A 25430-nucleotide genomic window follows, 5' to 3' on the forward strand; every position below is an offset into this window, starting at 1 on the left:
CATGCGGGTAACTAGAGAACGGCCGGCGGGGGCTGCAAGACAGGCCAGCTCCGCTGGTCGCACGTCAGGCTTCAAGCGTATCGCGACGGGCTTGCTGATGGTGACGTTCCTGAGTGGATGTGCTGTCGGCCCTGACTATCAGACACCGAACATGTCGGTGCCTGGCAGCTGGAAGAATGCGGATTCGTCAACTCCGGCCTCTGTGCCGAAGCTGGCCTATTGGTGGACCAAGCTTGGCGACAGTCAGCTTGACCATCTGATTGCCCAGGCTATTGAGAGCAATCTCGATGTGCGCACAGCCAAAGCCAAGATCCGGGCGGCGCGTGCCAGCTACAAGCAATCCAATGCCTCACTGTTCCCGAGCCTCGACGGCTCGGCCGCTGTAACGCGGGCCAAGACGGCAACGTCTGCTTCCGGCAACGTCAACACTGTCTGGAATGGCGGCTTCGATGCCGGCTGGGAATTGGATCTGTTCGGCGCCAACCGGCGGTCGCGTGAGGCTGCCCAGTACGGCCTCGATGCAGCCGAGGAAGAATTGCGCTCCACAATGCTGACCCTGATCGGCGACGTGGCAACCAACTACGTTCAGGCACGTGGCTTCCAGCAGCGCCTCGCTCTGGCTCAGCGTACGGCCAACTCTCAGGGAGAAACCGCCAAGCTGACCCGCAACCGCTTCCAGGCCGGATCCTCGTCCGGGGTGGATGTGGCCAATGCGGAAGGTCAGGCCTCTTCGACACTGGCGAATATTCCGACGCTGAAAACGGCTTTGGCGGCGTCCGTTCACCGTCTCGGGGTGCTGACCGGGCAGGAGCCGACGGCTCTGACCTCACAGCTCGCGGCGTCCAAGCGGATCCCGCGTCCACGTCTGCCGCTCCCGGCCGGCGTTCCGGCCAATGTGCTTCTGGCCCGTCCGGATGTGCGCCTGGCAGAGCGTCAGCTGGCGCAGTCGACAGCTGCCATCGGTCAGGCCGAGGCAGCGCGTTATCCGTCGGTCAGCCTGACAGGCGCCATCGCCACCTCGGCGACGGATCTGGGCGATATCGGCAAGAACTCTTCCATCAGCTGGTCCTTCGGGCCATCGCTCAGCGTCCCGTTGTTCAATGCGGGCAAACTGGCGGCTGCGGTGGAGCTGGCCGAAGCTCAGCGCGACCAGTCGTTCCTGGCCTATCGGGCCTCGGTTCTGGGGGCGCTTGAGGACGTGGAAAACGCCCTCGTCGGCTTTACCCAGGAACGCCGCCGCCTGGCGGCCCTGTCCAAGTCTGCCGACAGCTACCGCGAAGCCTCCAAGCTGTCCCAGTCGCTTTACAAGACCGGTGCGGTCAGCTTCCTTGACGTTCTGGATACAGACCGCTCGACCTACTCGGCCGAAGACACTCTGATCCAGAGCCAGGTTTTGCTGACGACCTACTACATCTCGCTGCACAAGGCGCTGGGTGGCGGCTGGAACGGCGATGTGAACGCCGACAAGCCTGAAGTCGTCGACGAAAACACCGGCCCGCGTCTGGCGAAGGCCATATCCGGCTAACCCGGATTTGCGCGCCTGACATATGAAAAGCCGGGGGAGAAATCTCTCGGCTTTTTGTGTGTTTTGGCGCAGCCCCCTTCAGTCCTGCCGCACTCTGTCCGTCATGCCCCACCGTGTCCGTCATGCCATGGCTCGACCATGGCATCCATGCCGTTACACCTGGTCAATGGGAGCCCGAATGTGTGGCACGGGAGCGGCATGGATCCCCAAACAGCAGCGGGTCAAGCCGAGGATGACGCGGGTGGGGAGGAGAGGCTCGCTGCGAGGAAAGGTGCGGGCGTTGCTCCTGAATCATGCCAGCCTTTCGCTCATTCCCCATCTCTCTCCGTCATGCCATGACTTGATCATGGCATCCATGCCGTTACACTTGGTCAATGGGAGCCCGAATGTGTGGCACGGGAGCGGCATGGAATCCCAAACAGCAGCGGGTCAAGCCCGAGGATGACGCCGGTGGCGGGCGAACGGCATCGCGTCTCGGCAATGTCCGCGTCCACGAGGAAAACAGCTGCCGGACGCACGGGGTCTGACCTATGCCCCAGCGGGTGGGAGAGGTACGGGTGAGGCCAGCCGTTGCCAGGCGCAATAGTGCGACAGAAACACCTCGCCGTTGAGGCTTGCCAGAAGAGAGCCGGTCTGCAGCTTGTCCATCACCGGGCCCTTGACCTCCGACAGGTGCAGACTGATGTCCATGTCGCGCAAGCGGGCATTGATGGCTTCCAGACTTTCCAGAGCCGAGTAATCCAGATCGTTGACCGCGGAGAAAAGCAGCACCACATGGCGGATCTGGCAGCCGTCCGTCACCCGGTCGAGGATCAGATCCTCCAGAAACCGTGCGTTGACGAAATAAAGGCTCTCATCGACCCGCAGGCTGAGCAGGTGGGGATCGGTTTCGACGGCGTGTCGGTCGATGTTGCGAAAGTGCTGGGTGCCGGGAACCAGCCCGACTTCGGCCACATGCGGGCGCGATGTCTTGTAGAGGTGAAGCAGCACCGAGAGGAGCACACCCGAGGCGACGCCGATCTCGACGCCGAGTCCAAGTGTGAGAACGATGGTGGCGGAAACAGCTGCAAAGTCTGAGCGCGAATAGGACCAGGTCTTCTTCAGCGTCGAGAGGTCGACGAGACTGAGCACGGCGACGATGATGGTCGCAGCCAGCGTGGCTTTGGGCAGAAAGAACACCAACGGCGTCAAGGCGACAGCAGCCACGGCCAATCCGAGCGCCGTAAAGGCGCCGGCAGCAGGGGTCTCGGCCCCGGCATCGAAGTTGACGACGGAGCGGGCAAAGCCACCGGTCACTGGATAGCCACCGGTGAAGGCCGCGCCGATGTTGGCCATGCCCAGCCCGATCAACTCCTGATCGGGACCGATCCGCTGGCGTTTTTTGGCAGCCAGGGTTTGTGCCACGGACATGCTCTCGACAAAACCGATGATAGAAATCAGCACCGCCGGAAGCCAGAGCTGACGCACCAGATCCAGGGACAGGTCGGGCAGGGTGAACGGCGGCAGGCTTTGCGGCACGGCGCCGACGATGGCAACGCCCTCCCGGTCAAGCTGCAACTGGCTGACAAGAACGGTGGTGACTATGACGGCGGCCACCGGCCCTGCCTTTGCAATGACGTGGGCCAGGCGCGGCCCCAGGCCAAGCCGGATCAAAAGGGGTTTCAGTCCCTTGCGCACCCAGAACAGGAACCCGGTGGCGCCGACGCCGAGCAACACGGTCGGCAGATTGATCTCGGAAAGGTGCCCTGCCAGCGAAGCCAGGATCTCGAACAGCGTGTGCCCTTCGGCGGGAATGCCCAGGATATGCTTCAACTGGCTGGCTGCAATCAACAGGCCGGAGGCGGTGATGAACCCGGCGATCACCGGATGGCTGAGGAAGTTTGCCAGGAACCCGAGACGGAAGAGCCCGAGAATGACCAGAAAGCCACCGGACAGCAGCGCCAGTGTCAGCGCGGCGACCGCATAGCCCGCAGTGCCCTGCGCGGCCACCTGCCCCACCGCCGTGGCCGTCAACAGGGAGACCACTGCAACAGGCCCGACCGCCAAAGAGCGCGATGTGCCGAAAACCGAATACAGCAGGATCGGCACGATGGAGGCATAGATACCGGCTTCCGGCGGCAGACCGGCAAGCAGCGCATAGGCGAGGGACTGTGGGATCAGCATGATGGTCACAATGACCGCAGCAATCAGATCGTTCGACAGGGCATGTCGATCATAGCTGCGTCCCCAGTCGAGAACGGGCAGATAGCGTCGCAACATTGGAAGGGCTCACAGTTTCGGCAGATGGGCATGGATGCGCGACGGTCTGCGACGCAGCTCCTGTCTGCATCACAGACCGTCGTCAGGGGATCGTGGCCTTTTACAGGCCGTTGATGGGGACTTTCAAAAACCGCTTGCCGGTGTCGTCGGCAGGTGGCAGGTCGCCGCCCCGCATGTTGATCTGCAGCGACGGGATGATCAGTTTCGGCATGTCGAGCTTGGCATCTCGTGCGGTTCGGAAGGCGACGAACTCCTCCCGGGATGTGCCGTTGCCGACATGGATGTTGTGGGCCTTTTCGTCGGCGACCGTGGTCTCCCAGCGGATATCGCGTCCGTTCGGCCCATAGTCGTGGCACATGAACAGACGGGTCTCGTCGGGCAGGCTGAGCACTTTTTGAATGCTGTCATAAAGCGTGCCGGCGTCGCCGCCGGGAAAATCCGCACGGGCAGACCCTCCGTCCGGCATGAACAGCGTATCGCCGACAAAGGCCGCATCGCCCATCACATGGGTCATGCAGGCCGGGGTGTGGCCCGGCGTGTGTAACGCCCGACACTCCATGCCGCCGACGCGGTAGGTATCGCCATCCTCGAACAGCTGGTCGAACTGTGAGCCATCACGCTGGAACTCGGTGCCTTCGTTGAAGACCTTGCCGAACGTCTCCTGTACGATGATGATGTTCGCGCCGATGCCTAGTTTGCCGCCCAGTTTCTCCTGAATGTAGGGGGCGCCCGACAGATGGTCGGCGTGAACGTGGGTTTCAATCAGCCAGTCGAGCGTGAGCCCGTTTTTCTGGATAAACGCGATGATGTCATCGGCATGGGCGTGGGAAATGCGCCCGGCGGCATAGTCGATGTCCATGACGGGATCGACGACCGCGCAGGCGGTGGATGCGGGATCCTGGACCACATAGGAAATGGTGTTGGTTGCGGCATCGAAGAACCCGGTCACATCGGGACGGATCTCCATATGGGTTGCATAGCTCATGTCATCCTCCATCCGTTGGCTCAGCACTTCCGGCAGGTTGTCAGTCCGAGAACGCTGTAAAGCGGGCAGATGCCGACGAGGGCGGTCAGAACGAGAATGGCGCCAACCAGAAGAGCCAGCCAATAGGCCAAGCCGGTCAAGGCAATCTGCGGTGCGAAGGCAAGTGCGTAGAGTAGGGCCGCGACAACGAGGCGAAGTCCCCGGTCCAGTCTTCCGATATTCATGCTCATGATGTCGTCTCCTCGAACAAACCCGATGAGACATCCTAGACCGTGAGCCGATTGCGCCACGGTGACTTCGTCACATTGGAACGGACGTTCGATCGAGCAGGGGGAAGGGCTGCGAAGCAGCTGCAGGAGATGCGGAGAGCGCGAAATGCGGGAGCTACCTGTCTGGCGATCTGTGTCTAGCGCTCGCCAGAGGAGTGCGCCAACCGCTCGATGCCGCTCTTGCCGACAAGATGCACTTCACCGCGCGCCTGTTGCACCCAGCCGCGGCGCTGAAATTCCGCCAGCGTTCGAGAAATCACCTCGCGCGCCGTACCCAGCTCGTTGCCGAGGGTCTGATGGGTGGCGTGAACGACATTCTTCGTGTCGGCCAGCTCCAGCAACCGCGCCGCCAAGCGCACGTCCATGCGTTGAAAGACGATGTCGTCGATCAGGGTGAAGAGGTCGGTGATGCGTCGGGAGTAAGCCTTGAAGATGAATTCGCGAAACACCGGGGACCTGCCGGCCAGGTCGTCGAAGGTCTTGCGCGGAATGGCGACCGCTGTGATGTCCGTTTCGGCAACGCCGTCAGCGGAGTAATCCTCATAGGCCAGCATGCAGGCGGTGGTCAGGACACAGCTTTCGCCAGCATGCACCCGGTACAGGAAGACTTCACGTCCGGTTTCGGATTTTTGCTGCACCCGGACGGTGCCATCAAGCAGCAGCAGGAGGTTGTCGGCAGACTGACCCGGCGCAAATATTTCGGTGCCGGCAGCGACAGAGATGACCTGCGACCCGCCCACGAGCACATCCCGCAAGTCCTGCGGCAGTCGGCTCAATCCTGCGAACTGAGAGATCCAGTCGGTGGTTTGGACATGCATGCGTCAGGTCTCCCGCATCCTTGGTGGATCAGGGTGCACACTGAAACGTGAAGATAAACAAGCGCCCGGTTTCCAGCTGCAAGCTTAACCGCTCGACCGCAGTTCTGGCCAGGAATCAATCGTCTTTCCCCAGAGGGGAAATGATAAACATCTGATTTTAGGGTAAAAAAGTAAATGGCGGACAGAGAGGGATTCGAACCCTCGGAACGCTTTCACGCTCACACGCTTTCCAAGCGTGCGCCTTAAGCCACTCGGCCACCTGTCCTTAAAAGCGGTTGATTGCCGCCTTCAGGTGGCGCAATATACTCGGGGATTTCTGCATGGCAAGTCGCCTGCCTGATTTTTTTGGCTGGTTGATTTTAGCTTGTGGATAGTAATTTTTATTGGCGGTTTTCTGCGGTTTTTGCAGGCCTGTGAAATTGTTGTTTTGGCTGTTGGAACGCAGCTGTTTTAACGGCGTTGGAATAGCCAAGTGCGTTCCGCGGGACTTTGCAGCAAAATATGGGACTGCCACCTGATCGGCACAGACCGATTGGTGGCGGGTGTAATTCCCGGTCACCTGGGGAGGTGAGTAGAGTAATATGTTGGCGTTGATACGAGTACTTTGTCGTTTGGGCGGATGCGGTTTTCTGGCCGCTGCGCTGGTTGTCGCGGTTGTCGACGGTAGCAAGATGATTGCCCAGTCCAGTCTGACCTTCACCTCCTTTGGAGATTTCTGGGCGACCATAGTCGGTGATAGCCTGACCCTCACGGCATCTGCCGGGGCGCTGCCGATGAGTGCGGCCTTCACATCAAGTTCGCTGGAACTCCTGACCTATCTTCCGGTTTTCATGGTGTTTGCCATCGCAGGATTACTGCTGATGTGGATCGGCTGGCCGCGCCAGACCCGCAGCCTGTCATACGTTTGAGCCCGGCTCCGTCGACCTGAGCTGCAGGTCGAGCGAAGACCGAGGCTTGGCTTCCTGGAGGTGGCACAAAGCCCGCCTTCCATGCAGACGGCTGCAGCGGGAACCGTCGCCGTCAAATTTTGAAGCTTGAAGCACATTGAAGCTTGAGTTCGACCGGCCTATCTATCTCTCACAACCATCGTTCACACCATCCGCAAGGCCCTCTTGGCCGATCCGGAGCGATCTTCAGACAAGGAGAGAGCCATGTCGTTCATGACCACACTCATGAAAAAATTCTCCATGCCCACCCCGGAGGAGGCTCTTCCCGGACGGGCGCAGCCGATTGTTCCCGAGGAACCGCACTTCGTCTCAGGCCGCCCCATGACCGGACCGTTTCCCGATGGCTTCAAGACGCTGATCGTGGGCATGGGCTGTTTCTGGGGTGCAGAGAGGGTCTTTTGGCAGATGGACGGCGTCTGGGTGACCGCTGTCGGATATGCCGGTGGCTATACGCCGAACCCGACCTACCAGGAAACCTGCACCGGCCGAACCGGCCATACGGAAGCAGTCCTTGTGGTCTATGACCCAGCCAAGGTCTCGCTTGAAGCGCTGCTGCAGGTGTTCTGGCAGGCCCATGACCCGACCCAGGGCATGCGTCAGGGCAATGACACCGGAACGCAATATCGTTCGGCCTGCTTTGCCCAGACCGAGGAGGATCTGGCTGTGGTGTTGGCATCACAGCGGGTCTATCAGGATGCTTTGAAGGCCTCTGGCGTCAAGGCTGACATCACCACGGAGGTGCGTCAGCTTCCCCTGGCTGAATTCCAGTATGCCGAGGCATCACACCAGCAATATCTGGCCAAGAACCCTGCTGGCTATTGCGGCATCGGTGGAACAGGCGTGTCGTGTCCTGCTTTCGCCTGAAGGCGCTGATCCGCCGGTTGCGACAGGCTGATCCGGCAACAGTTTGAAGAGACGCCGCACCTTCGGGTTGCGGCGTTTTTTCTTGTCAAAAGAGCAGTGGGGGATGCCTTTTCCCTAGAGTTAAACCTGTCACTTTGAAGTGCGAGATCCGTGATTTATTGGTGCTTGGGAGTTTTGTCATGAGTAAATACAACGCGTAATTGCACGCTTGGCGAGAAAAAAGTAGCGGAAGTCACTTTAGTATTTCCCTGAAGAGGGGCAGTCAGGAAATATTAAAGGAAATGCCGCATGTGTTAGTTTGTCGCAAAGTTTTTTAATAGGGATGGTCAATGTCTCGCCGTTTCATCGCCAGCTATTTCATCGGGGCTTGCCTCGTCATGATCCTGGCGGCCGTTCAGCCGGGGCCAGGAGAGGCAGTCGTTGTGGTGTCCTCTCCCTGGGGCGTGCCAGCAGCTGAAGTGGTCGCGCGCGCCGGCGGACGCATCGTGTCGACAAGCCCAGGCGGATGGGTTGCGGTGTCCATGGAGGGCGCTCAGAGCAGCATCGGCCAATATTATTCCGCGGGAGCAATGGCGGTCATGTCTGCAAAGGTTTGGCAGAGCTGTCTTGGCGCGATTCCGGGAAACTGGGGGAGGTTATCATCATGACAACATCTGTAAGCAACAGCCTTGATCGGCTGAGAGAAGCATTTTCCAAATACGTCGTCTATTTCATCTGGATGAATGTCCTGCTGATCATGGTCAGCAGCTGGTGGCATCCACACGCCCCGACCGTGATCCTGTCTGGCGCCGCCTTGCTGGTTGGAGCTGCTGCGACAGGCACCTGGATCAAGTTCGGAACCAAGGCGGAAACCCGCCTCGCCACATCAATTTCCCTAGCGGCGCTGGTTGGGTTGCTGGTGGCCTCCATGGCGAGCGAGGGGCAAGGCTCGTCCTTCCAGATCGATGCCCATATGTACTTCTTTGCCGTCATGGCGGTTCTGACTGGATGGGTCGACTGGCGTTCCATCGTGGCTTATTCGGCTGTTGTCGCGGTTCACCACCTGACCTTGAATTTTGCTTTGCCGTGGGCCGTATTCCCGGATGGCTCGAACTTTCTCCGGGTTGTCTTTCACGCTGCCATCGTCGTTGTCGAGGCCTCCATCCTGTTGTGGGTTGTCAGCCAGCTCGAACGCGCCTTCGTCGGCGTTGAAAAGTCACGCACAGATGCTGAAGCGGCCAATATCCAGGCCTCCAGCATGCAGCAGGCGGAAGAGCACCGGATGGAAGGGGAGCGTCAGCGTCAGGCTCTCATCGGGGTTCGGATTCAGGAGTTCCGAGACGAGATTGAAAGCAAACTGGCCTCTGTAACGACGCAGGTCCGGCAGATGCGTGACGCATCCCAGAACCTGGGCGGCGTTGCCGAGGATACATCGGGTCGGGCTTCGCAAGCCTCACGGGCTGCAGAAACAGCGTCCCAGAACGTGCAGACGGTGGCCAGTGCGGCTGAAGAGCTTTCGGCCAGCATCAACGAGATCACCCGTCAGGTGGATGAGACCACAAGGATCGTGGCGCAGGCGACCGACAGTGTTCAGACCAGCAATCGCAAAGTTGCCGGCCTGTCGGAATCTGCTAATCGGATCGGTGAGGTTGTGACGCTGATCCAGGCGATTGCCGAACAGACCAATCTGCTTGCCCTCAATGCGACCATCGAGGCCGCGCGCGCGGGCGAAGCCGGTCGCGGATTTGCGGTCGTTGCCTCCGAAGTAAAGGAGCTGGCGACACAGACATCCAAGGCGACTGAGGAAATCGGCGCGCAGATCGCTGCCATTCAAGGCGAAACCAAAGATGCGGTGGAGGCAATTTCAGCCATCGCCACCACCATGGATCAGGTCAACAACTACACGGCCACGATTGCTGCTGCGGTGGATGAACAAGGTTCCGCCACCAACGAGATCTCGCGCAATGTCGCCGAAGCTGCAAATGGCACCGGCATTGTGGCGAGCAGTGTTGGTGGATTGACCGAAGCAGCTGAAACAACAACTTCCTCTGCGGCCAGCGTGGCTGACGTCGCAGCAGAACTCGAGCGCGAAGCCGAACAGATGCGGCAGGCCGTTGATGACTTCCTGAAGGATGTCGCAGCCTAAAAGCTGCTTTCATGTGATTGATGAGGAGGCCGCTTCCCGCAAGGAGCGGCCTTTTTGGGTCTTGGTGGTGTGCCGCCTCTTGACGCGTCGCGGGCAGGGTGCCAAATCGCGAGCAAAGAAAGCGGCTGTCCTTGGCCGTCTGTCGCGTGAACCCCAAGGCTCCAAGTATATATGGCCAAGACTTCACTGCCAGCCAACAGCGTCCTGCTTCTGGATGCGCTGACGGAGCGAACCGGCCAGCTCTATACGAGCCCGCGCAAGATCCTCCAGTGCCGTGATTTGGATGACGTTCAGGCATTCCTGCAAGATGTCGAAGCACATCGTCGGCAAGGCGCGCATCTTGCCGGTTTCCTTGCCTATGAGCTTGGCTTCGCCTTTGAGGACAAGCTGAAGGCGCGCTGGAAAAGCACCGGCGATCTTTTGGGCTGGTTCGGTGTTTATGATGGGTTCGAGACGCTGTCGCTCGATCAGGTACGGGCGCGACTTGGAGACGAGGGCGAGACCCTCTCACCCAGGCTGGCTGAACCGCGTTTCGACATGGGTCGGGATGCTTACGACGCTGCTTTTGCCCGGTGTCAGGCCCATCTGGCTTGCGGGGATATCTATCAGGTCAATTTCACCCTTCGCGCCAGATTCTTGCATGAAGGAACGCCTGAGCGCCAGTTCCTGGAGCTGCTTAAACGTCAGCCCGTGGCTCATGCGGCTTTCGTAAAGCTGCAGGACCGTTCCATCGTCTCGCTCTCTCCTGAGTTGTTTCTGAAACGTCGGGGTAACCGGCTTGAGTCGCGCCCTATGAAGGGAACGGCGCCGCGTGGAAATGATCACCGGGAAGACCTGCGGATTGCCCGCGAGCTGGCGGCCGATCCGAAGCAGCGCTCGGAGAACATCATGATCCTTGATCTGATGCGCAATGACCTTTCGCGTATCAGTGAGACGGGCAGCGTCAAGGTGACGAGCCTGTGCGAGGTGGAGCGCTACAAGAGCTTGCATCAGATGACATCAACGGTGGAAGGCGCTTTGTTGCCCGACATGGCGTTTCCGCAGATCATCGAGCGTTTGTTTCCCTGCGGTTCGATCACAGGGGCGCCAAAACTGTCTGCCATGACCATCGCAGATACGTTGGAGACCAGCCCGCGTGGGGTCTACACCGGCTCCATCGGCGCTATTGCTCCCAATGGCGATTTCAAGTTCAACGTGGCGATACGTACTTTGGTTTTGAAAACGGACGGCACGGGCGAAGTAGGCACGGGCTCAGGTGTGGTCTACGACAGCGGCGCGGCACCCGAGTATGACGAGTGCAAGCTGAAACTCAAATTCATGCGGGCTGACAGCGTGCCGGAGTTTGCCCTGCTGGAAACCATGGCCTATTGGCCGGACGACGGGATTCTGCTGAAGCAAAGACATTTGCGCCGGCTTGAAGCGGCCGCCAGTTATTTCGGCATGCGCTACTCTCCGGCGGAGATTGAGCGGGCGCTTCACGATAAGATCAGAGACCACGATGGCCCGTTGCGGCTGCGCCTGACGCTGGACAGCGATGGGTACATCGACGTCACGGCGACCCAGCTCACAGAAACGCCTGCGGATGCGCTCTGGAAGCTTGCACTCGCGCCAAAGGTCATCAGCGGCGAGCTGCCCTTCCGGCTGCACAAGACCACGCACAGGGCGTTCTATGATGATGTTCGTGTAGACCTGTCGAAGCAGACGGGCTGTCAGGAAGTGCTTTTCAGCAATGAAGAAGGGTTTCTGACCGAAGGCAGCTTTACCTCTCTTTTCATCCAGCAGGCAGGCCGTCTGCTGACGCCCGCCCTGCGTCATGGACTTTTGCCAGGCACACTGCGTGCTGCCTTGCTGGAAAGCGGGAGGGCAATCGAGGCGGACCTGCGACCGGATGATCTGAAGATGGCGGAGAAGATCTTCGTCGGAAATTCAGTGCGAGGTCTGATCCGTGCCGAGATGGTTGGCCTCTAAGCGGCCTTGTCCCAGGGCACGACGGTCAACTCGGGCCACAGTTGCTTCATCCGCTCGCCTTTTGAGGCGTAGGTCGCAGAATTGTCGAGCACATAGTTGGGCACCAGTCTCAGCTCGAAAATATGTGACAAGCCGAAGGGAGCGACGATGTCCAGAGTGTCATCGGATGTCAGGCGTGCGGCCACCGCATGGGTCTCGGCAGCATAATTGTTCAGAGACTGGGTGGCATGGGTCAGTTGCGGGTAGGGCTGACCGAACTTCTCAGGATACCAGAGGTGGACGCGTGCCTGATTGCGCAGCTCCAGCTTGTCTGCCAGATCGGGAAGTGCTGCCGCAAGGCGTTGAATTTCCCTATCCTCGGCCTCGAAGCTGATGTCGCTCGGGTCGAAGTAAATGGCGTCATAGTCCTTCAGCCCATGCAGAGAGTCCCGGCCCGTCAGCTGGTTCCAGACCGTCTGATAGATACAGCCCGAGACGATCCAGGCGTCGGGTAATTCTAGCGACCTCAAGGTCGTCATGAGGCGCATCAGGTCCGGCGTGGCGACAAGAGTGGCCCGGAGCCGGGCGCGGTAAGCTGTGTCCGATGTCAGATCAATCGTCATGCCGGTTCCTTGCAACACCCCATGATGATCTTGCGCGGATTCGTGTGACAGGGGAATGAGCGTCGCTGCCCGACTGTCTCACCTGATGTGGATCATCAAAAAAACCGCCCCGGTAGCCCGGAGCGGTTCTTCAGTTTGGGTCCGTTAAAAAGGTACTCAGCCGCGCAGAGTGCCGCCGGTGGCCTTTTCAACCGAGGCGATGATCTTCTTGGCGACGGCATCGATTTCCTCGTCCGTCAGCGTCTTTTTCACTGGTTGCAGGGTGACATCGATGGCCAGAGACTTGCTGCCTTCCGGCACGCCCTTGCCTTCGTAGATGTCAAACAGCGTGACGTCTTTAATCAACACCTTGTCTGCCCCGCGTGCAGCCTTCAACAGCGTTTCTACCTGGACGTCGCCCGTGACCACGAAGGCGAAGTCGCGGCGTACCGGCATCAGGTCAGAGGCGTTCTGCGCGCCCTTGGAGCGGCTGGACTTGCCCTTTTTAGGTGCCGGCAGATTGTCGAGGAAGATTTCGAACGCGACAATCGGGCCTTCAATGTCCAGCTCTGCCAATGTGCGCGGATGGATCTCGCCAAAGACAGCCAGCGTGTTCTTCGGACCCAGCTTCAGCGCACCCGAGCGACCCGGATGGAAGTAGGACGGGGCATCGGTGAAAACCTGCAGCTTTTCAACCGGTGCGCCAATCGCGGCCAGGGCTGCAGCAGCATCGGCCTTGGCGTCGAAGACGTCGACATTGGCCACCGGGGCCGACCAGTGACGACCGGAGCCAGCGAGTTTGGCTGTACCGCGACGCAGGCCGGCGGCGACCATCTTCTGGCCTTCCGGTGTGTCGGTTTCAAAGATCTGACCGACTTCGAACAGGCCAACGTCGCCATTGCCCCGATCCGCATTGCGCTGGGCTGCCATCAGCAGACCCGGCAGCAGGCTGGGGCGCATGTCCGACATGTCGGTGGAGATCGGATTGGCGAGTTTCAGTTCCGCTGCACCGCCGCCGAAATGGTTGGCCTGAGCGTCGGAGATGAAAGACCAGGTGATGGCTTCATTCAGGCCGCGTGACGCCAGAGCCCGGCGGGCACGACTGCGGCGGATTTGACCGGTGGTCAGCACTTTCTGGCCGACCGTTCCGGTGCGCGGCAGCGGTGTGGAGATAACCCGGTCGAGGCCGAGAATTCGCACGACTTCTTCCACCAGATCGGCCTTGCCGTGAATGTCGGGGCGCCAGCTCGGGGGCGCAACCTTTACCACAGGACCGGAGCCGGAAATCCAGAAGCCGAGGGCTTTGAGGATCATGTTGATCTCAGGCGTCGCCACATCGATGCCCGACAGGCGCTTCACTTCCGCATAAGGGAAGTCGATGATCTTGGCGTCTTCCGGCACCGCGCCGGCGACATGAACTTCGGACGGCTGGCCGCCGCAGATGTCCAGCACCAGACGGGTGGCCGCATGGAGACCCGGCATCATGTAGTCCGGGTCCACCCCGCGCTCAAACCGGTAGCGGGCATCGGTGTTGATGGCGAGCTTGCGGCCCGTTGCGGCAATTGCATCCGGATCCCAAAGAGCGGATTCAATCAGCACGTCGACGGTTTCCGCTGTCGAACCGGAATGCTCGCCGCCCATGATGCCGGCCAGGCTTTCCGGGCCATTGTCATCGGCAATGACATAGGCGCTTGCATCAAGATCGTAGGACTTGCCGTTCAGGCCTTCCAGGCTTTCGCCGGCCTTGGCCCGACGCACGGTCAGGTTGCCTGCCACCTTTGCTGCGTCGAACACATGCAGTGGACGGCTCTGATCGAAGGTCATGTAGTTGGTGATGTCGACCAACGCATTGATCGGGCGCAGGCCGATCGCCAGCAGTCGTTCCTGCATCCACTTCGGCGATGGGCCGTTCTTCACGCCCTTCACCAGACGCAGGCCGAAGGCCGGACAGAACGGGGTGTCGCCGTCGTTGTCCAGTGTCACGGTTGTCGGGCAAGGGAACTCACCACGAATCTGTTCGCGTGAGCGTTCCTTCAGTTTGCCGAGACCGGCTGCGGCCAGATCACGGGCGATGCCGTAAACGCCGGTGCAATCCGGGCGGTTCGGTGTCAGGCCGATCTCGATGACCGGATCGTCCATGCCGGCGATCTGGGCAAAGGGAATGCCTACCGGTGTATCGTCCGGCAGATCGATGATGCCTTCATGCGCGTCGGAGAGTTCCAGCTCGCGCTCCGAGCACATCATACCGTAGCTTTCCACGTCGCGGATCTTGCCAACGGACAAAGTGATGTCGAGGCCGGGAACATAGTCGCCGGGCTTGCCGAGAACGCCGATCATGCCGGCGCGGGCATTCGGAGCGCCGCAGACGACCTGCATCGGTTCGCCTTCGCCTGTGTCGACCTTCAGCACCTGAAGTCGGTCGGCATTCGGATGTTGGGTCGCTTCCAGAACCTTGACGGTTTTGAACGGGGCGAGCGGCGCGGCGCGGTCGGTGACTTCCTCGACCTCGAGACCGATCATCGTCAGCTTCTCGACAATCTCGTCAAGGCTGGCGTCGGTGTCCAGATGGTCCTTCAACCAGGAGAGAGTGAATTTCATGTTTCTGCTCTTTGCATCTCTGGGGCCTGTCGGTCCCGGGCAGCACGCTTGCGGCTGCGCCCGGGTGGGCCGAAAATCGGTTTAAGCGGACAGACCGCCGAAAAGGGTCGGCAGATCCAGCGGGCGGAACCCGTAGTGCTGGATCCAGCGGACATCAGCGTCGAAGAAGGCGCGCAGATCCGGCATGCCGTATTTCAGCATGGCGATGCGGTCGATGCCCATGCCCCAGGCAAAGCCCTGATAGACGTCCGGATCCAGACCGCAATTGCGGATGACATTCGGATGGACCATGCCGCAGCCGAGGATTTCCAGCCAGTCGCTGCCTTCGCCGATCTTCAGCTCAGAGCCTGAGCGGTCGCACTGGATGTCGACCTCCATCGACGGCTCGGTGAAGGGGAAGAACGACGGGCGGAAACGCATCTCGATGTCATCGACCTCGAAGAAGGCCTTGCAGAATTCTTCCAGAACCCACTTCAGGTGGCCGAAATGCGCCTGCTTGTCGATGACGAGGCCTTCGACCTGGTGGAACATCGGCGTGTGGGTCTGGTCGCTGTCGCAGCGATAGGTGCGGCCCGGAATGATCACGCGGATCGGCGGTTCCTGGTTGCGCATGGTACGGATCTGTACCGGAGACGTATGAGTGCGAAGCAGCAGCCGTTCGCCGTCTTCCTTCGGATTGAAGAAGAACGTGTCGTGCATGTCACGGGCCGGGTGGCCTTCGGGGAAGTTCAGCGCCGTGAAGTTCAGCTCGTCGGTCTCGATGTCCGGACCTTCGGCGATGGAGAAGCCCATGTCGGCGAAGATTGCGGTCAGCTCGTCGATGACCTGGCTGACCGGATGAATGCGGCCGGTCTCCAGCGGCGACGGGCGCAGTGGCAGGGTGACATCCACGGTTTCACTGGCCAGCCGCGCATTCAGGGTGGCTTCCGCCAGCACAGTCTTGCGTGCAGTGATCGCATCGGTGACCTTGGCTTTCAGGCCGTTCAGGGCCGGGCCCATCACCTGGCGTTCTTCCGGGGTCATCTTGCCGAGGGTTTTCATCTGCTCCGACAGACGTCCCTTCTTGCCGATGGCGGCAACGCGGGCATCTTCAAGGGCAGCTTCGGTTTCAGCCGCTTCAATGGAGGCGAGAAGTTCTGTTTCCAGGGTGTTCAGATCGGACATGGTCGCTCGATGGTTCGGGCTCTGCGACTGGGCAGAACCTCAAGTCTGAATAAGTCGGGGGTCTTTTAGCTAAAAAAGCCCTGAAATGCCACGCCGGGCGTGAATTTCTGAAGGAGAAAGCGGTTGAGGGCGCCAGGACGGCACATCAGCCGGTCGTTACTGGCTAAATCGTCCGCAGGCCGGTCCCTGACGCGTGGAACAGCGGCGGGCCACCAGATGCAAAATTCTGCTCCCGGCGAATAGCGCAGGCTGAGGCGTCGCGGTGGGGCCCTGCAGAGGGCCTGAAGGCGTCAGGTTCATACTCATAGCGCGGCGAGTTTATCCATGGAGCCTCCAAGCGCAACCGCTAAATTTCCGGCGGCAGTTCAAGCGACTGCGGCAGCTCTTGCCTGAGCCAGTCCGAAAAGGCACGGGCCGGTCCGTCAAAAGGTTTGTGCGGGCTGTGCAGCAGCCAATAGGAGATGCCGGTCGCGATCATGTCCGGGAATGGGCGCACCAGCTGACCACTGGTCAAAGCGTAATAGGCAAGCGTTTCCCAGGCGAGGAAGACGCCTTGTCCGGCAACTGCTGCATCCAGGCAAAGCGCTCCGTCGGAGAAACTCGGGCCTGGCTGCAACTGTATCCGGTCGCGACCGGTCGCCTGCAGCCAGTCCTCCCAGGTGAACATCTGTCCCGGATCCAGGATGACCGGCAGCTTGAACATGTCTTCCGGCTTTTCGAAGGTTTCGGCCAGCACAGGACTGCACACCGGAAAAATGCGTTGGTCGAGCAGCTTTGTTGCCTTCAGTCCTGGGTAGGGGCCGCGACCGACGCGGATGCACAGATCAACATCCGACAGGCTCGGATCTGTCAGCGCGACGGAGGCCTCCACCCGCACCCGAATATCGGGATGCGCCTTGGAGAAGGACTTCAGGTGCCAGACCAGCCACTTGCCGGCGAAGACTGGCGCGGCAGAGACGGTGAGCATGCCGGAGCGTTCGCGGGAGGCCATATCGACCGCTGTCGACAGTGCACTCATGCCATGAGTCAGCTGGGACAGAACGGGCAGGGCAAAGGCAAGCGGAACCAGACCACGGGATCGGCGCTCAAACAGCGGTCGGGCGAGCTGGCCTTCTACCTTCTGCACCTGCTGGCTGACTGCACCGATGGTGACGCCAAGCTCTTCGGCCGCGGCCTTCAGAGAGCCTAGCCGTCCGACCGCCTCGACTGCCCGCAGGCCTGAAAGGTGAATGCGGTTAAGATTTTTCATATAGAAAATCTATATCATGATGCAGAAGAAGTCGATTTTTTCTGCCAGATCTCAAGCTTATATAGATAGAATAGCTAAATCCATATGAGGGCTTGGCCATGCCTGATCCTACGGCATTGCCGATAACAAGGAGAATAATGATGATGCTGAAAACGATCTTTTCCCGCCGGTATCCCACAGACGACGCCCACGGCGGTCGCTGCACAGACCCGATGGATCATCCGGCCATTCAGCGCATGAGCGCACGTGAGCTGGCGGACCTGCCGATCAACCGCGGTTGATCCACTTGCCTTCGAAAATTCGACCGTCCAACGGCGCCCGAAAGCAATTCGGCGCCGTTTTTGTTTTGATGATCAGAACTTGACTTGGAGTAACTCCAGGAAACTAGGTTGAACTGGTCAGAGAAAGGCGAGCGTTATGAAAATTTCAGAAGCATCGGGAGAATGCGGTCTTAGCCCGGATACGATCCGCTTCTATGAAAAATCCGGTCTCGTCCAGATTGCGCGCGGCGCCGATGGCCTGCGCCGGTTCTCGCCCGAAAACGTCGAGTGGCTCACTCTTCTCTACTGGCTTCGTCAGACTGGCATGCCGATGAAAGTCATGCATCGTTTTGCCAGCCTTTATCAGCAGGGCGCAGAGACCATAGGAGATAGAACAGCTCTCCTGCTGCAACACGCGGAGCATCTTCGCACTCGGCGCCAGGAATTGGACTGCTGCGAGCTTGTTCTCGCCCACAAGGTGTCTACCTATGAGGCGCTGGAAAGGAGTATCGCATGAGAATTCTTGTTGTTGGTGCCAAGGGAGATATTGGCCAGGCGATTTGCGCAGAGCTGCAGCCGCGCCATGAGATCATCACCGCCGGACGAACTTCCGGCGATCACCAGGTGGACCTGACGGATCTTGCTTCGGTGCAAGCCTTGTATCAGGCGGTTGGTCCAGTCGATGCGGTTATCTCCGCAGTCGGCGAGGTCAAGTTCGCCACTCTGGCCGAGTTCACGCCCGATCAGATGCTGTTCGGTTTGCAAAACAAGGTGATGGGCCAGATCAACCTGGTTCTGGCCGGCCTGAATGTGGTGCGTGACGGCGGATCCTTGACCTTGACCAGTGGCATTCTCGACCGTGACCCAGTGGCCGTCGGTGTCGGCGCTGCGACAGCCAACGCTGCGTTGGGAGGCTTTGTGAAGGGAGCTGCCATCGATATGCCGCGTGGCTTGCGCCTGAACGTCGTGAGCCCCGGCCTACTAGATGTCTCTGCCGCAAAATATGGTCAGTTTTTTCCGGGCCACGTGCCGGTCGCAGCCACGCGCGTTGGTCTGGCCTATGCGAAATGCGTTGAAGGCCTGCCAAACGGACAAGTGGTGATCGTCGACGGCTGATACCGGCGTTTGGTCAGGCGTTAGGACTTCTTGACGAACTCGGTCAGAATCACGATGCGCTGGTCGTTGACGCGGCCTTCGATCTGAGCAGCATTGTCCGGTACCAGGCCGATGTTGCGCACGGCCGTGCCGCGCTTGGCGGTGAAGCCAGCGCCCTTGACCTTCAGGTCCTTGATCAGCGTCACCGTGTCGCCAACGGCCAGAACTGCACCATTGGTGTCCTTGTGAATGACGGCTGTGTCTTCGTCGGCGGTTTCTGCCTGACCGGCCTGGGCCCACGCCAGGGTCTCCTCATCCAGATACAACATGTCGAGCAGGTCACGCGCCCAGGTCTCTGCCGATAGCCGGTTGAGCATCCGCCAGGCGGTAACCTGAACCGGCGCAACTTGCGACCATGCGCTGTCATTCAGGCAGCGCCAGTGGGTGTCGTTGAGCTCTGCGCCTTCGATCTGCTCCCGGCAGGTGGTGCAGGCCAGGATGGCCTCATCTAGCGTGTCGCCGTCCCTGGGGAGCACTGTCATGGCAGCAAGGTTATCCGTTGCGCCACAGAGTTCACATTTGCCATCAGCGCGGGCGTGGAGATCGGTTTCGAGGCTCATCGGAGGTCCTTTTGAGGGGAGGCCGGCAATTCACGAAAAATGCTCCGGCGCAGTACAAACAAAAACCCCGGCACTGGGGCCGGGGTTCGAATAGGTGTCGTCAGGACACTCAATCTTCCATCTTGAGCGCCTGGATGAAGGCTTCCTGTGGAATCTCCACCTTGCCGAACTGGCGCATCTTCTTCTTGCCGGCCTTCTGTTTTTCCAGCAGCTTGCGCTTACGGGTGGCATCACCACCGTAACACTTGGCGGTCACGTCCTTGCGCAGGGCCGACAGGGTCTCACGGGCAATTACCCGAGCGCCGATGGCAGCCTGAATCGGGATCTTGAACATGTGACGCGGGATCAGCTCTTTCAGCTTTTCGCACATGGCACGGCCACGGCGCTCGGCCTGGGAGCGGTGAACCAGCATGGCGAGAGCATCCACCGGCTCGTCATTGACAAGCACCGACATTTTCACCAGATCCCCGGCGCGATAGTCGGAAATCTGGTAGTCGAAGGAGGCATAGCCCTTGGAGATCGACTTCAGCCGGTCGTAGAAATCGAAGACGACTTCGTTGAGCGGCAGGTCGTAGGAGACCATGGCGCGCGTTCCGACGTAGGACAGATCAACCTGCAGCCCGCGACGATCCTGGCACAGCTTCAAAATGCTGCCGAGATAGTCGTCCGGTGTCATGATGTTGGCGCGGATCCACGGCTCTCGGATCTCTTCAACCTTCACCACGTCCGGCATATCGGCCGGGTTGTGCAGATCGATCTCCGAGCCATCGGTCATCGACAGCTGATAAACCACAGAGGGTGCGGTCGCGATCAGGTCGAGATTGAATTCGCGGGACAGGCGCTCCTGAATGATTTCCAGGTGCAGCAGGCCAAGGAAGCCACAGCGGAAACCGAAACCGAGGGCTGCCGAGGTTTCCATTTCATAAGAGAAGCTGGCGTCATTGAGGCGCAGCTTGCCCATGGCGGCGCGCAGATCCTCAAAGTCGTTGGCATCCACCGGGAAAAGGCCGCAGAACACAACCGGCTGGGCTGGCTTGAAGCCCGGCAGAGCTTCGGCACATGGCTTCTTCTCCAGGGTGATCGTATCGCCGACGCGGGTGTCGGCCACTTCCTTGATCGAACCGGTGATCACGCCGATTTCACCGGCATGCAGCTCTTCAACTTGCAGGAACTTGGGGGTCATGACGCCGACGCGATCAACGTCATACGCCGCCCCTGTTCCCATCATCTTGATCTTGTGGCCTTTTTTCAAGGAGCCGTTGATCACCCGAACAAGCACCATCACGCCAAGATACGTATCGTACCAGCTGTCGACCAGCATGGCTTTCAACGTGTCGTCGGGGTCGCCTTGTGGCGCCGGCAGCTTCTTGACGATGGCTTCCAGAACCGTCTCGACGCCGAGGCCGGTCTTGGCGGAAATCATGCAGGCTTCGGACGCATCGATCCCGATCACGTCTTCGATCTGCTCCTTGATCCGGTCGGGTTCTGCCGCCGGCAGGTCGACCTTGTTCAGGACAGTGACAATCTCGTGGTTGTTGTCGATGGCCTGATAGACGTTGGCAAGCGTCTGCGCTTCCACGCCCTGAGAGGCATCTACCACCAGCAAGGAGCCTTCACAGGCGGCCAGTGAACGCGAGACCTCGTAGGCGAAGTCGACGTGGCCCGGGGTGTCGATCAGGTTGAGAATATATTGCTGACCGTCTTCGGCATTGTAGATCAGTCGCACGGTCTGCGCCTTGATCGTAATGCCGCGTTCCCGCTCGATATCCATGCTATCGAGGAGCTGCTCGGTCATTTCCCGATCGGTCACCGTGCCGGTCATCTGGATCAACCGGTCGGCAAGCGTCGACTTGCCGTGGTCGATGTGGGCCACGATGGAGAAGTTGCGGATGTTGGAAAGCGTCTTGGTCGTCATGGCGCTCGTTTATCATTGCAAGGGCCATTCGCAAAGGGTTTTGCGCGATTGCGTGTCCAGTTCTTTGGGCTTATGCACCACAGGTCCCCGGTTCACTTTGCAGGCCTGACATGAAACTGCGCGTAGCAAACGAAAAAGACCTTCCCGCACTCCTGGAAATTTACAATCAGGCTGTCCTCGAAACCACCGCGTCCTGGACCAGTTCTGCGGACAGCTTGGAAGGGCGCCGAGCCTGGTTGAGGGGGCGACGGGAGGAAGGCTATCCGGTGATCGTCGCCGTGGACGGGACGGATGCCGTTCAGGGATACGCCAGCTTCGGCTCGTTTCGCGGCCGCGATGGCTATGGCCTGACGGTGGAACACTCGGTCTATGTGAAGCCTGCGGCACAAGGGCAGGGATTGGGGCGCCTTTTGCTGGATGCTCTTGTCATCGAAGCACGGCAAGCCGGGTTCCACACCATGGTCGGCGCCGTCGATGCCAGCAATGTGGCGTCTCTGGCACTGCATGCGAAGGCCGGGTTTTCGGCCTCCACGCCTCTGCCTCAGGTTGGCAAGAAATTCGGCCGTTGGCTCGATCTGGTGCTGGTGACCAAGGTTCTCGACGAGCGGACAACGCCACCTGCCGCCTGATCCCAGCGTTGTGTTGAGCCCGGTGTTACGTCTCAGTTCTACTGCGCCTCCAGGACCGCCCGGCAGCTGTTGGGGAGGGCCGCAAGCTCCATAGGGCGGCGCTTGACCACAGGCGCGTCCGGGTCTTTCGGCACCCATGGTTCATCCGAAAGCCAGTAGGCCAGATGTTTGCCACAGCCGTCGCCCGGTGGCGGTGGGGTCTGGTCCTTGCAGCCGCTGCTGCCTTTTGGGCAGCTTAGCCGAACATGAAAATGATAGTGATGGCCCCACCACGGCCGGATGACCCGAAGCCAAGACCGGTCGCCAGTTTCAAACGCACAGAGCGCCTTCTTGATCGCCGGACTGACGAAGATGCGGGCGGTGCGCGGATCCTGTGCCGCGCGGCGGATCAGTATGGCGTGCGTGTCAGTGAACTTGCGGGGATCGACAGATCGGTCGGCGCCCTTAACGTCCATCGGCCCTTTCAGCATCGAAACGGCAGAGACATTCTCGCGCTCATCGGCATCCATCCGGTGGTCCGGCATAGGTTTCAGCCAGATATCCGCATCCAGACCGATCTGGTGGCTGGAGTGGCCTGAGGTCATTGGTCCGCCGCGCGGCTGCGCCATATCGCCGACCAGCAGGCCGCGCCATCCGAGTCCCGGAGCATCGCGGGCCAGATCCTCCAGATAGTCGATCATCACCGGGTGGCCCCAATTGCGGTTGCGCGACAATCGCATGACCTGCCAGCCCGGCCCGTCGGTGGGGAGGGACTTCCCTCCCGCCAGACAGCCCTTGGCATAGGAGCCGATGGAGCGAGCACGCACATTGGAGGGCCGCAGCATCGCGCCAAAATACTCTTTCGCCGCCCGGTTTGGATCGAGTGACGTCAACCGTGTGCCCGGTGTTATTGGACGCCACTTCTGTGGGGGGGCGGGAATATCGCTCGGCAGTTGCACGCCGAAAGCCTGGGACCCGCCGGCGGCGGGGGCCGGTGTTGCAGAAACAACTCCGGGTTTTTCCGGCGGAACAGCGGAAGGGGCAGCACGCGCCCCGGTCATACATGCCAGCAGAACAGCTGCAAGCAACGGAAGTCGAGGGATTGTGCGAGTGCCGTTTGTCAAAATCCCACTGCCTTTCATTGCAACAATCATGCAGCCGTTGATGTCGTCTGACCGATGAGAAGCTCTGCGATTTCATCGAGGAGCAATGTGTTGTCCTTGATGATGCGGTCAGCGACGCCGTTTAGCGTGGTTACATTGCCTGGCCGTGCATTGTCCATCGCCTCTGCGCCTTCGGGCAGGGTCCCGTTGAGGCGGATGTAGCGCGTTTCGCCCAGATCCGTGAACAGGCACTCGGCCTGATAGGCCGCCGTCTGCGCCTGGCCATCGGCGAAAATCGACAGAATAGGTACGCCGTTCGAGGGCTGCATCCAGCCCAGCGCGCCCCAACCCTTGGCGTCGCGATAGGAGAACGGGGTTTCCGAACTCAAACCGGTGCCGAGCGAGATCAAGATGATGTCTTCAGCCGCCCACCCCAGCTTGCGCGCTTCGATATAGGCGGCGAGTGCCGGATCGCTCATGAAAACCCCACCGTCGATCAAGGCTTCCTCGCGCGCCTTGGTCAGGTTTTCGACCTTGGCCGGTTCAAAGAAGGAAGGCGCTGCCGTCGTCGCGCGAACGGCCTGCCAGAGATAATAGTCGTCGCTACGATGGCCCTCACGCTGGCGGGTATTGCTCATGAAGACGGCCTTGCGCCGTTCGATATCATATGCAGTGAGCACCAGATGTGTCAGCCCGGAGGCCATAGAGGTCCAGCCGAACTTGGACTTCAGCAGTTTTTCAAACGGGCGAGCGTCATAGGTCTCGTCAAACAAGCCGAAGGGATTGGAGAGGGCACGTCCGATCCTGTGGCTGAAGGAATGGCTGAAGATCTCGCGCGCATCGGTTTCATAGAACTGTCGCAGTTCCTGGATCGTTGCGGCTGGTTCGTCGCGTGCACCTCCAGGCTTTGGCGCGGCAAGTCCGGCGGCGATCAAGCCGCCCGTGGAGGTGCCGCAAATCAGGTCGAAACAGGCATGAGGCACCATGTCCTGTCCCCGATGCGCCATCCGTGCGGCAACGCTCTCCAGAACACGCAGGGGGATCAGACCTCGGACACCACCACCGTCGATGGACAGGATTACATGTTTTTGTCGCGACATTAGGATCCTCACTCGGCAATTCAGGGCAGACGTTTGCAGGCCTCCGGCAAGACTGGCCGATAATGGCCGACAGAGGTCGCAATGACCCCCAAACAGGAATGCATGGGGATCCTCAGGGCCGAATGCGGCTGGGCTGTGGCAGCCTGGACCAGAGTTTGTCTACCTTGCAACATTGCAACGAGTAAGTCCCGTCGCGGAACAATTCAAAGCTGGATTTTTGACACACTGCGCGATTTTTCCCCAGAGGGCGTTAACAGTGCATTGCCCGTTGCCTTCGCGCTGCCAACGCCTAAACTCGGGCACAAACAACAGGAAAGACATCATATGAATATCGATCTATTGCGCCGTCTGTGTGAAACGCCCGGCGTTCCCGGTCACGAACACCGGATCCGCGAGCTGATCCTAAGCGAAATCGAAGGCCTGTTCGACGAAGTCACAGTTGACCCGATGGGGTCGCTTTTGTGCAAGCGCGCGTCGCGTGCGGCGCCGAAGGATGGCAGCGATCCGAAAAAGGTCATGCTGCTGTGTCACATGGATGAGATCGGCTTTCTGGTCTCCCACATCACTGACAAGGGCTTCCTGTATGTCCAGCCGGTGGGTGGGTTTGACCCCCGCAATCTGTTCTCCCGCCGCGTTCTCGTCTCCACTGACGATGGCGATTACAAGGGGGTGATGAACCCGGGCGGCCGCCCGATCCACATTTCCTCGGCAGAAGAACGCAAAAAGGTGCCGGAGCCGAATGAGTTCATCATTGATGTCGGAATGGGCGAAGAAGCGAAGGACAAGATCAAAATCGGCGACATGGTCACCATGGACGAACCGCTGATCGAGATTGGCAACAAGATCGTTTCAAAGGCGCTCGACAACCGTATTGCCTGCTGGCTTGGCATCGAGGCCATCAAGGCGTTGGGCAAGGCAAAGCACACGTGCGAAATCCATGTCGCCTTCACCTGTCAGGAAGAGGTCGGCCTGCGCGGGGCGCGGACTGCAGCCTTCGCGATCAAGCCGGACATCGGCTTTGGCGTTGATACGACACTTGCCTGTGACACACCGGGCGTGCCGGATCAGGATCGCACGACGGTGCATGGCGAAGGCTTCGGTCTGCACGTCAAGGATTCCAGCTTCATCGCCGATCGTGATCTGGTGAAAGAGATCGAAGCTCTGGCGGAAAAGGAAAAGATCCCGTTCCAGCGCACCATGTTGCGGGCAGGTGGTCAGGATGGCGCGGCAGCGCAACAGTCGGCTGCCGGCGCCAAGGCGGTCGGCATTGTCGTTGGCACGCGCTACATCCACACCGTCACGGAAATGATCCATCGTGACGACCTGAAAGCAGCCTGCGATATTCTGGCAGCTTATATGGAAGCAGCGTAAGCGCCT

Annotated in this window: 24 protein-coding genes and 1 tRNA gene; 11 read left to right on the forward strand and 14 right to left on the reverse strand. The window is 59.9% G+C overall.

The genetic code is table 11. From position 1 onward, the window contains the following. Position 1 precedes the first annotated feature (1 nt). Positions 2 to 1525: an efflux transporter outer membrane subunit gene (locus J0X15_RS10310; protein WP_206940404.1), complete on the forward strand. Its 1524-nt coding sequence runs from the start codon at positions 2 to 4 to the stop codon at positions 1523 to 1525. 528 nt (positions 1526 to 2053) lie between these two features. Here J0X15_RS10310 and J0X15_RS10315 read toward each other — a convergent pair. From J0X15_RS10315 to J0X15_RS10340, 6 genes are all read right to left on the reverse strand, one after another. After that, positions 2054 to 3784 carry a SulP family inorganic anion transporter gene (locus J0X15_RS10315; RefSeq protein WP_206940406.1) on the reverse strand — a complete coding sequence of 577 codons (1731 nt, stop codon included), beginning with the start codon at positions 3782 to 3784 and terminating at the stop codon, positions 2054 to 2056. A gap of 100 nt (positions 3785 to 3884) precedes the next feature. After that, complete coding sequence (locus J0X15_RS10320) at positions 3885 to 4769, reverse strand: MBL fold metallo-hydrolase (RefSeq protein ID WP_206940408.1); 885 nt, start codon at positions 4767 to 4769, stop codon at positions 3885 to 3887. Positions 4770 to 4789: 20 nt separating this feature from the next. Then, complete coding sequence (locus J0X15_RS10325; RefSeq protein ID WP_206940410.1) at positions 4790 to 4999, reverse strand: YgaP family membrane protein; 210 nt, start codon at positions 4997 to 4999, stop codon at positions 4790 to 4792. Between the two features lie 176 nt (positions 5000 to 5175). Further along, on the reverse strand, positions 5176 to 5856 hold the full coding sequence (locus tag J0X15_RS10330) for a Crp/Fnr family transcriptional regulator (RefSeq protein WP_206940412.1): 681 nt from the start codon (positions 5854 to 5856) through the stop codon (positions 5176 to 5178). Positions 5857 to 6031: 175 nt separating this feature from the next. Further along, positions 6032 to 6121 (reverse strand) — tRNA-Ser (locus tag J0X15_RS10335). Then, positions 6122 to 6328 (reverse strand): hypothetical protein, encoded by a 207-nt coding sequence (locus tag J0X15_RS10340; RefSeq protein ID WP_206940414.1) that lies wholly within the window; start codon positions 6326 to 6328, stop codon positions 6122 to 6124. It abuts the tRNA gene before it with no gap. Positions 6329 to 6437: 109 nt separating this feature from the next. Here J0X15_RS10340 and J0X15_RS10345 point away from each other — a divergent pair, with 109 nt between their 5' ends. From J0X15_RS10345 to pabB, 5 genes are all read left to right on the forward strand, one after another. Beyond that, a complete protein-coding gene (locus J0X15_RS10345; protein WP_206940416.1) occupies positions 6438 to 6764 on the forward strand; it encodes a hypothetical protein in 327 nt (108 codons plus the stop codon). A 243-nt stretch (positions 6765 to 7007) separates the two neighbouring features. After that, complete coding sequence (gene msrA / locus J0X15_RS10350) at positions 7008 to 7667, forward strand: peptide-methionine (S)-S-oxide reductase MsrA (protein WP_206940418.1); 660 nt, start codon at positions 7008 to 7010, stop codon at positions 7665 to 7667. 329 nt (positions 7668 to 7996) lie between these two features. After that, complete coding sequence (locus J0X15_RS10355; RefSeq protein WP_206940420.1) at positions 7997 to 8314, forward strand: hypothetical protein; 318 nt, start codon at positions 7997 to 7999, stop codon at positions 8312 to 8314. Next, on the forward strand, positions 8311 to 9792 hold the full coding sequence (locus J0X15_RS10360; RefSeq protein WP_206940422.1) for a methyl-accepting chemotaxis protein: 1482 nt from the start codon (positions 8311 to 8313) through the stop codon (positions 9790 to 9792). Before J0X15_RS10355 ends, J0X15_RS10360 begins: the two co-directional genes overlap by 4 nt. A 171-nt stretch (positions 9793 to 9963) precedes the next feature. After that, the gene (gene pabB, locus J0X15_RS10365) at positions 9964 to 11760 is read left to right on the forward strand and encodes an aminodeoxychorismate synthase component I (RefSeq protein ID WP_206940424.1); all 1797 of its coding nucleotides are present in this window, start codon (positions 9964 to 9966) and stop codon (positions 11758 to 11760) included. On the opposite strand, the gene J0X15_RS10370 is transcribed toward pabB, so the two are convergent. The 4 genes from J0X15_RS10370 to J0X15_RS10385 all read right to left on the reverse strand — a co-directional run bounded on the left by J0X15_RS10370 (position 11757) and on the right by J0X15_RS10385 (position 17352). After that, a complete protein-coding gene (locus J0X15_RS10370) occupies positions 11757 to 12362 on the reverse strand; it encodes a nucleotidyltransferase family protein (RefSeq protein ID WP_206940426.1) in 606 nt (201 codons plus the stop codon). The genes pabB and J0X15_RS10370 overlap by 4 nt on opposite strands. A gap of 156 nt (positions 12363 to 12518) precedes the next feature. Continuing rightward, positions 12519 to 14939: a phenylalanine--tRNA ligase subunit beta gene (pheT, locus tag J0X15_RS10375; protein ID WP_206940428.1), complete on the reverse strand. Its 2421-nt coding sequence runs from the start codon at positions 14937 to 14939 to the stop codon at positions 12519 to 12521. A gap of 81 nt (positions 14940 to 15020) precedes the next feature. Next, positions 15021 to 16103 (reverse strand): phenylalanine--tRNA ligase subunit alpha, encoded by a 1083-nt coding sequence (pheS, locus tag J0X15_RS10380; protein ID WP_206940430.1) that lies wholly within the window; start codon positions 16101 to 16103, stop codon positions 15021 to 15023. Positions 16104 to 16449: 346 nt separating this feature from the next. Continuing rightward, on the reverse strand, positions 16450 to 17352 hold the full coding sequence (locus tag J0X15_RS10385; protein ID WP_206940431.1) for a LysR substrate-binding domain-containing protein: 903 nt from the start codon (positions 17350 to 17352) through the stop codon (positions 16450 to 16452). Positions 17353 to 17489: 137 nt separating this feature from the next. Between J0X15_RS10385 and J0X15_RS10390 the strand changes: the two genes are divergently transcribed. From J0X15_RS10390 to J0X15_RS10400, 3 genes are all read left to right on the forward strand, one after another. After that, the gene (locus J0X15_RS10390) at positions 17490 to 17633 is read left to right on the forward strand and encodes a hypothetical protein (RefSeq protein ID WP_206941073.1); all 144 of its coding nucleotides are present in this window, start codon (positions 17490 to 17492) and stop codon (positions 17631 to 17633) included. Between the two features lie 136 nt (positions 17634 to 17769). After that, complete coding sequence (locus tag J0X15_RS10395) at positions 17770 to 18129, forward strand: MerR family transcriptional regulator (RefSeq protein WP_206940433.1); 360 nt, start codon at positions 17770 to 17772, stop codon at positions 18127 to 18129. Continuing rightward, positions 18126 to 18728 (forward strand): short chain dehydrogenase, encoded by a 603-nt coding sequence (locus J0X15_RS10400; protein WP_206940435.1) that lies wholly within the window; start codon positions 18126 to 18128, stop codon positions 18726 to 18728. The genes J0X15_RS10395 and J0X15_RS10400 overlap by 4 nt, the downstream gene beginning before the upstream one ends. 20 nt (positions 18729 to 18748) lie before the next feature. On the opposite strand, the gene J0X15_RS20175 is transcribed toward J0X15_RS10400, so the two are convergent. After that, a complete protein-coding gene (locus J0X15_RS20175; protein ID WP_206940437.1) occupies positions 18749 to 19327 on the reverse strand; it encodes a PhnA domain-containing protein in 579 nt (192 codons plus the stop codon). A gap of 109 nt (positions 19328 to 19436) precedes the next feature. After that, the gene (gene lepA, locus J0X15_RS10410) at positions 19437 to 21242 is read right to left on the reverse strand and encodes a translation elongation factor 4 (protein ID WP_206940439.1); all 1806 of its coding nucleotides are present in this window, start codon (positions 21240 to 21242) and stop codon (positions 19437 to 19439) included. A 110-nt stretch (positions 21243 to 21352) separates the two neighbouring features. Here lepA and J0X15_RS10415 point away from each other — a divergent pair, with 110 nt between their 5' ends. Beyond that, a complete protein-coding gene (locus tag J0X15_RS10415) occupies positions 21353 to 21871 on the forward strand; it encodes a GNAT family N-acetyltransferase (RefSeq protein WP_206940441.1) in 519 nt (172 codons plus the stop codon). Between the two features lie 38 nt (positions 21872 to 21909). Here J0X15_RS10415 and mepA read toward each other — a convergent pair whose 3' ends face one another. Together mepA and J0X15_RS10425 are read right to left on the reverse strand one after the other, a co-directional pair. Continuing rightward, a complete protein-coding gene (mepA, locus tag J0X15_RS10420) occupies positions 21910 to 22911 on the reverse strand; it encodes a penicillin-insensitive murein endopeptidase (RefSeq protein WP_206940443.1) in 1002 nt (333 codons plus the stop codon). 89 nt (positions 22912 to 23000) lie between these two features. Next, the gene (locus tag J0X15_RS10425) at positions 23001 to 24053 is read right to left on the reverse strand and encodes a patatin-like phospholipase family protein (protein ID WP_206940444.1); all 1053 of its coding nucleotides are present in this window, start codon (positions 24051 to 24053) and stop codon (positions 23001 to 23003) included. 324 nt (positions 24054 to 24377) lie between these two features. On the opposite strand from J0X15_RS10425, the gene J0X15_RS10430 reads away from it, so the two are divergent. Next, positions 24378 to 25424 carry a M42 family metallopeptidase gene (locus tag J0X15_RS10430; protein WP_206940445.1) on the forward strand — a complete coding sequence of 349 codons (1047 nt, stop codon included), beginning with the start codon at positions 24378 to 24380 and terminating at the stop codon, positions 25422 to 25424. The last annotated feature ends 6 nt before the right edge of the window (positions 25425 to 25430 follow it).

The organism is Roseibium limicola, assembly GCF_017313085.1.
Classification (GTDB): Bacteria; Pseudomonadota; Alphaproteobacteria; order Rhizobiales; family Stappiaceae; genus Roseibium; species Roseibium limicola.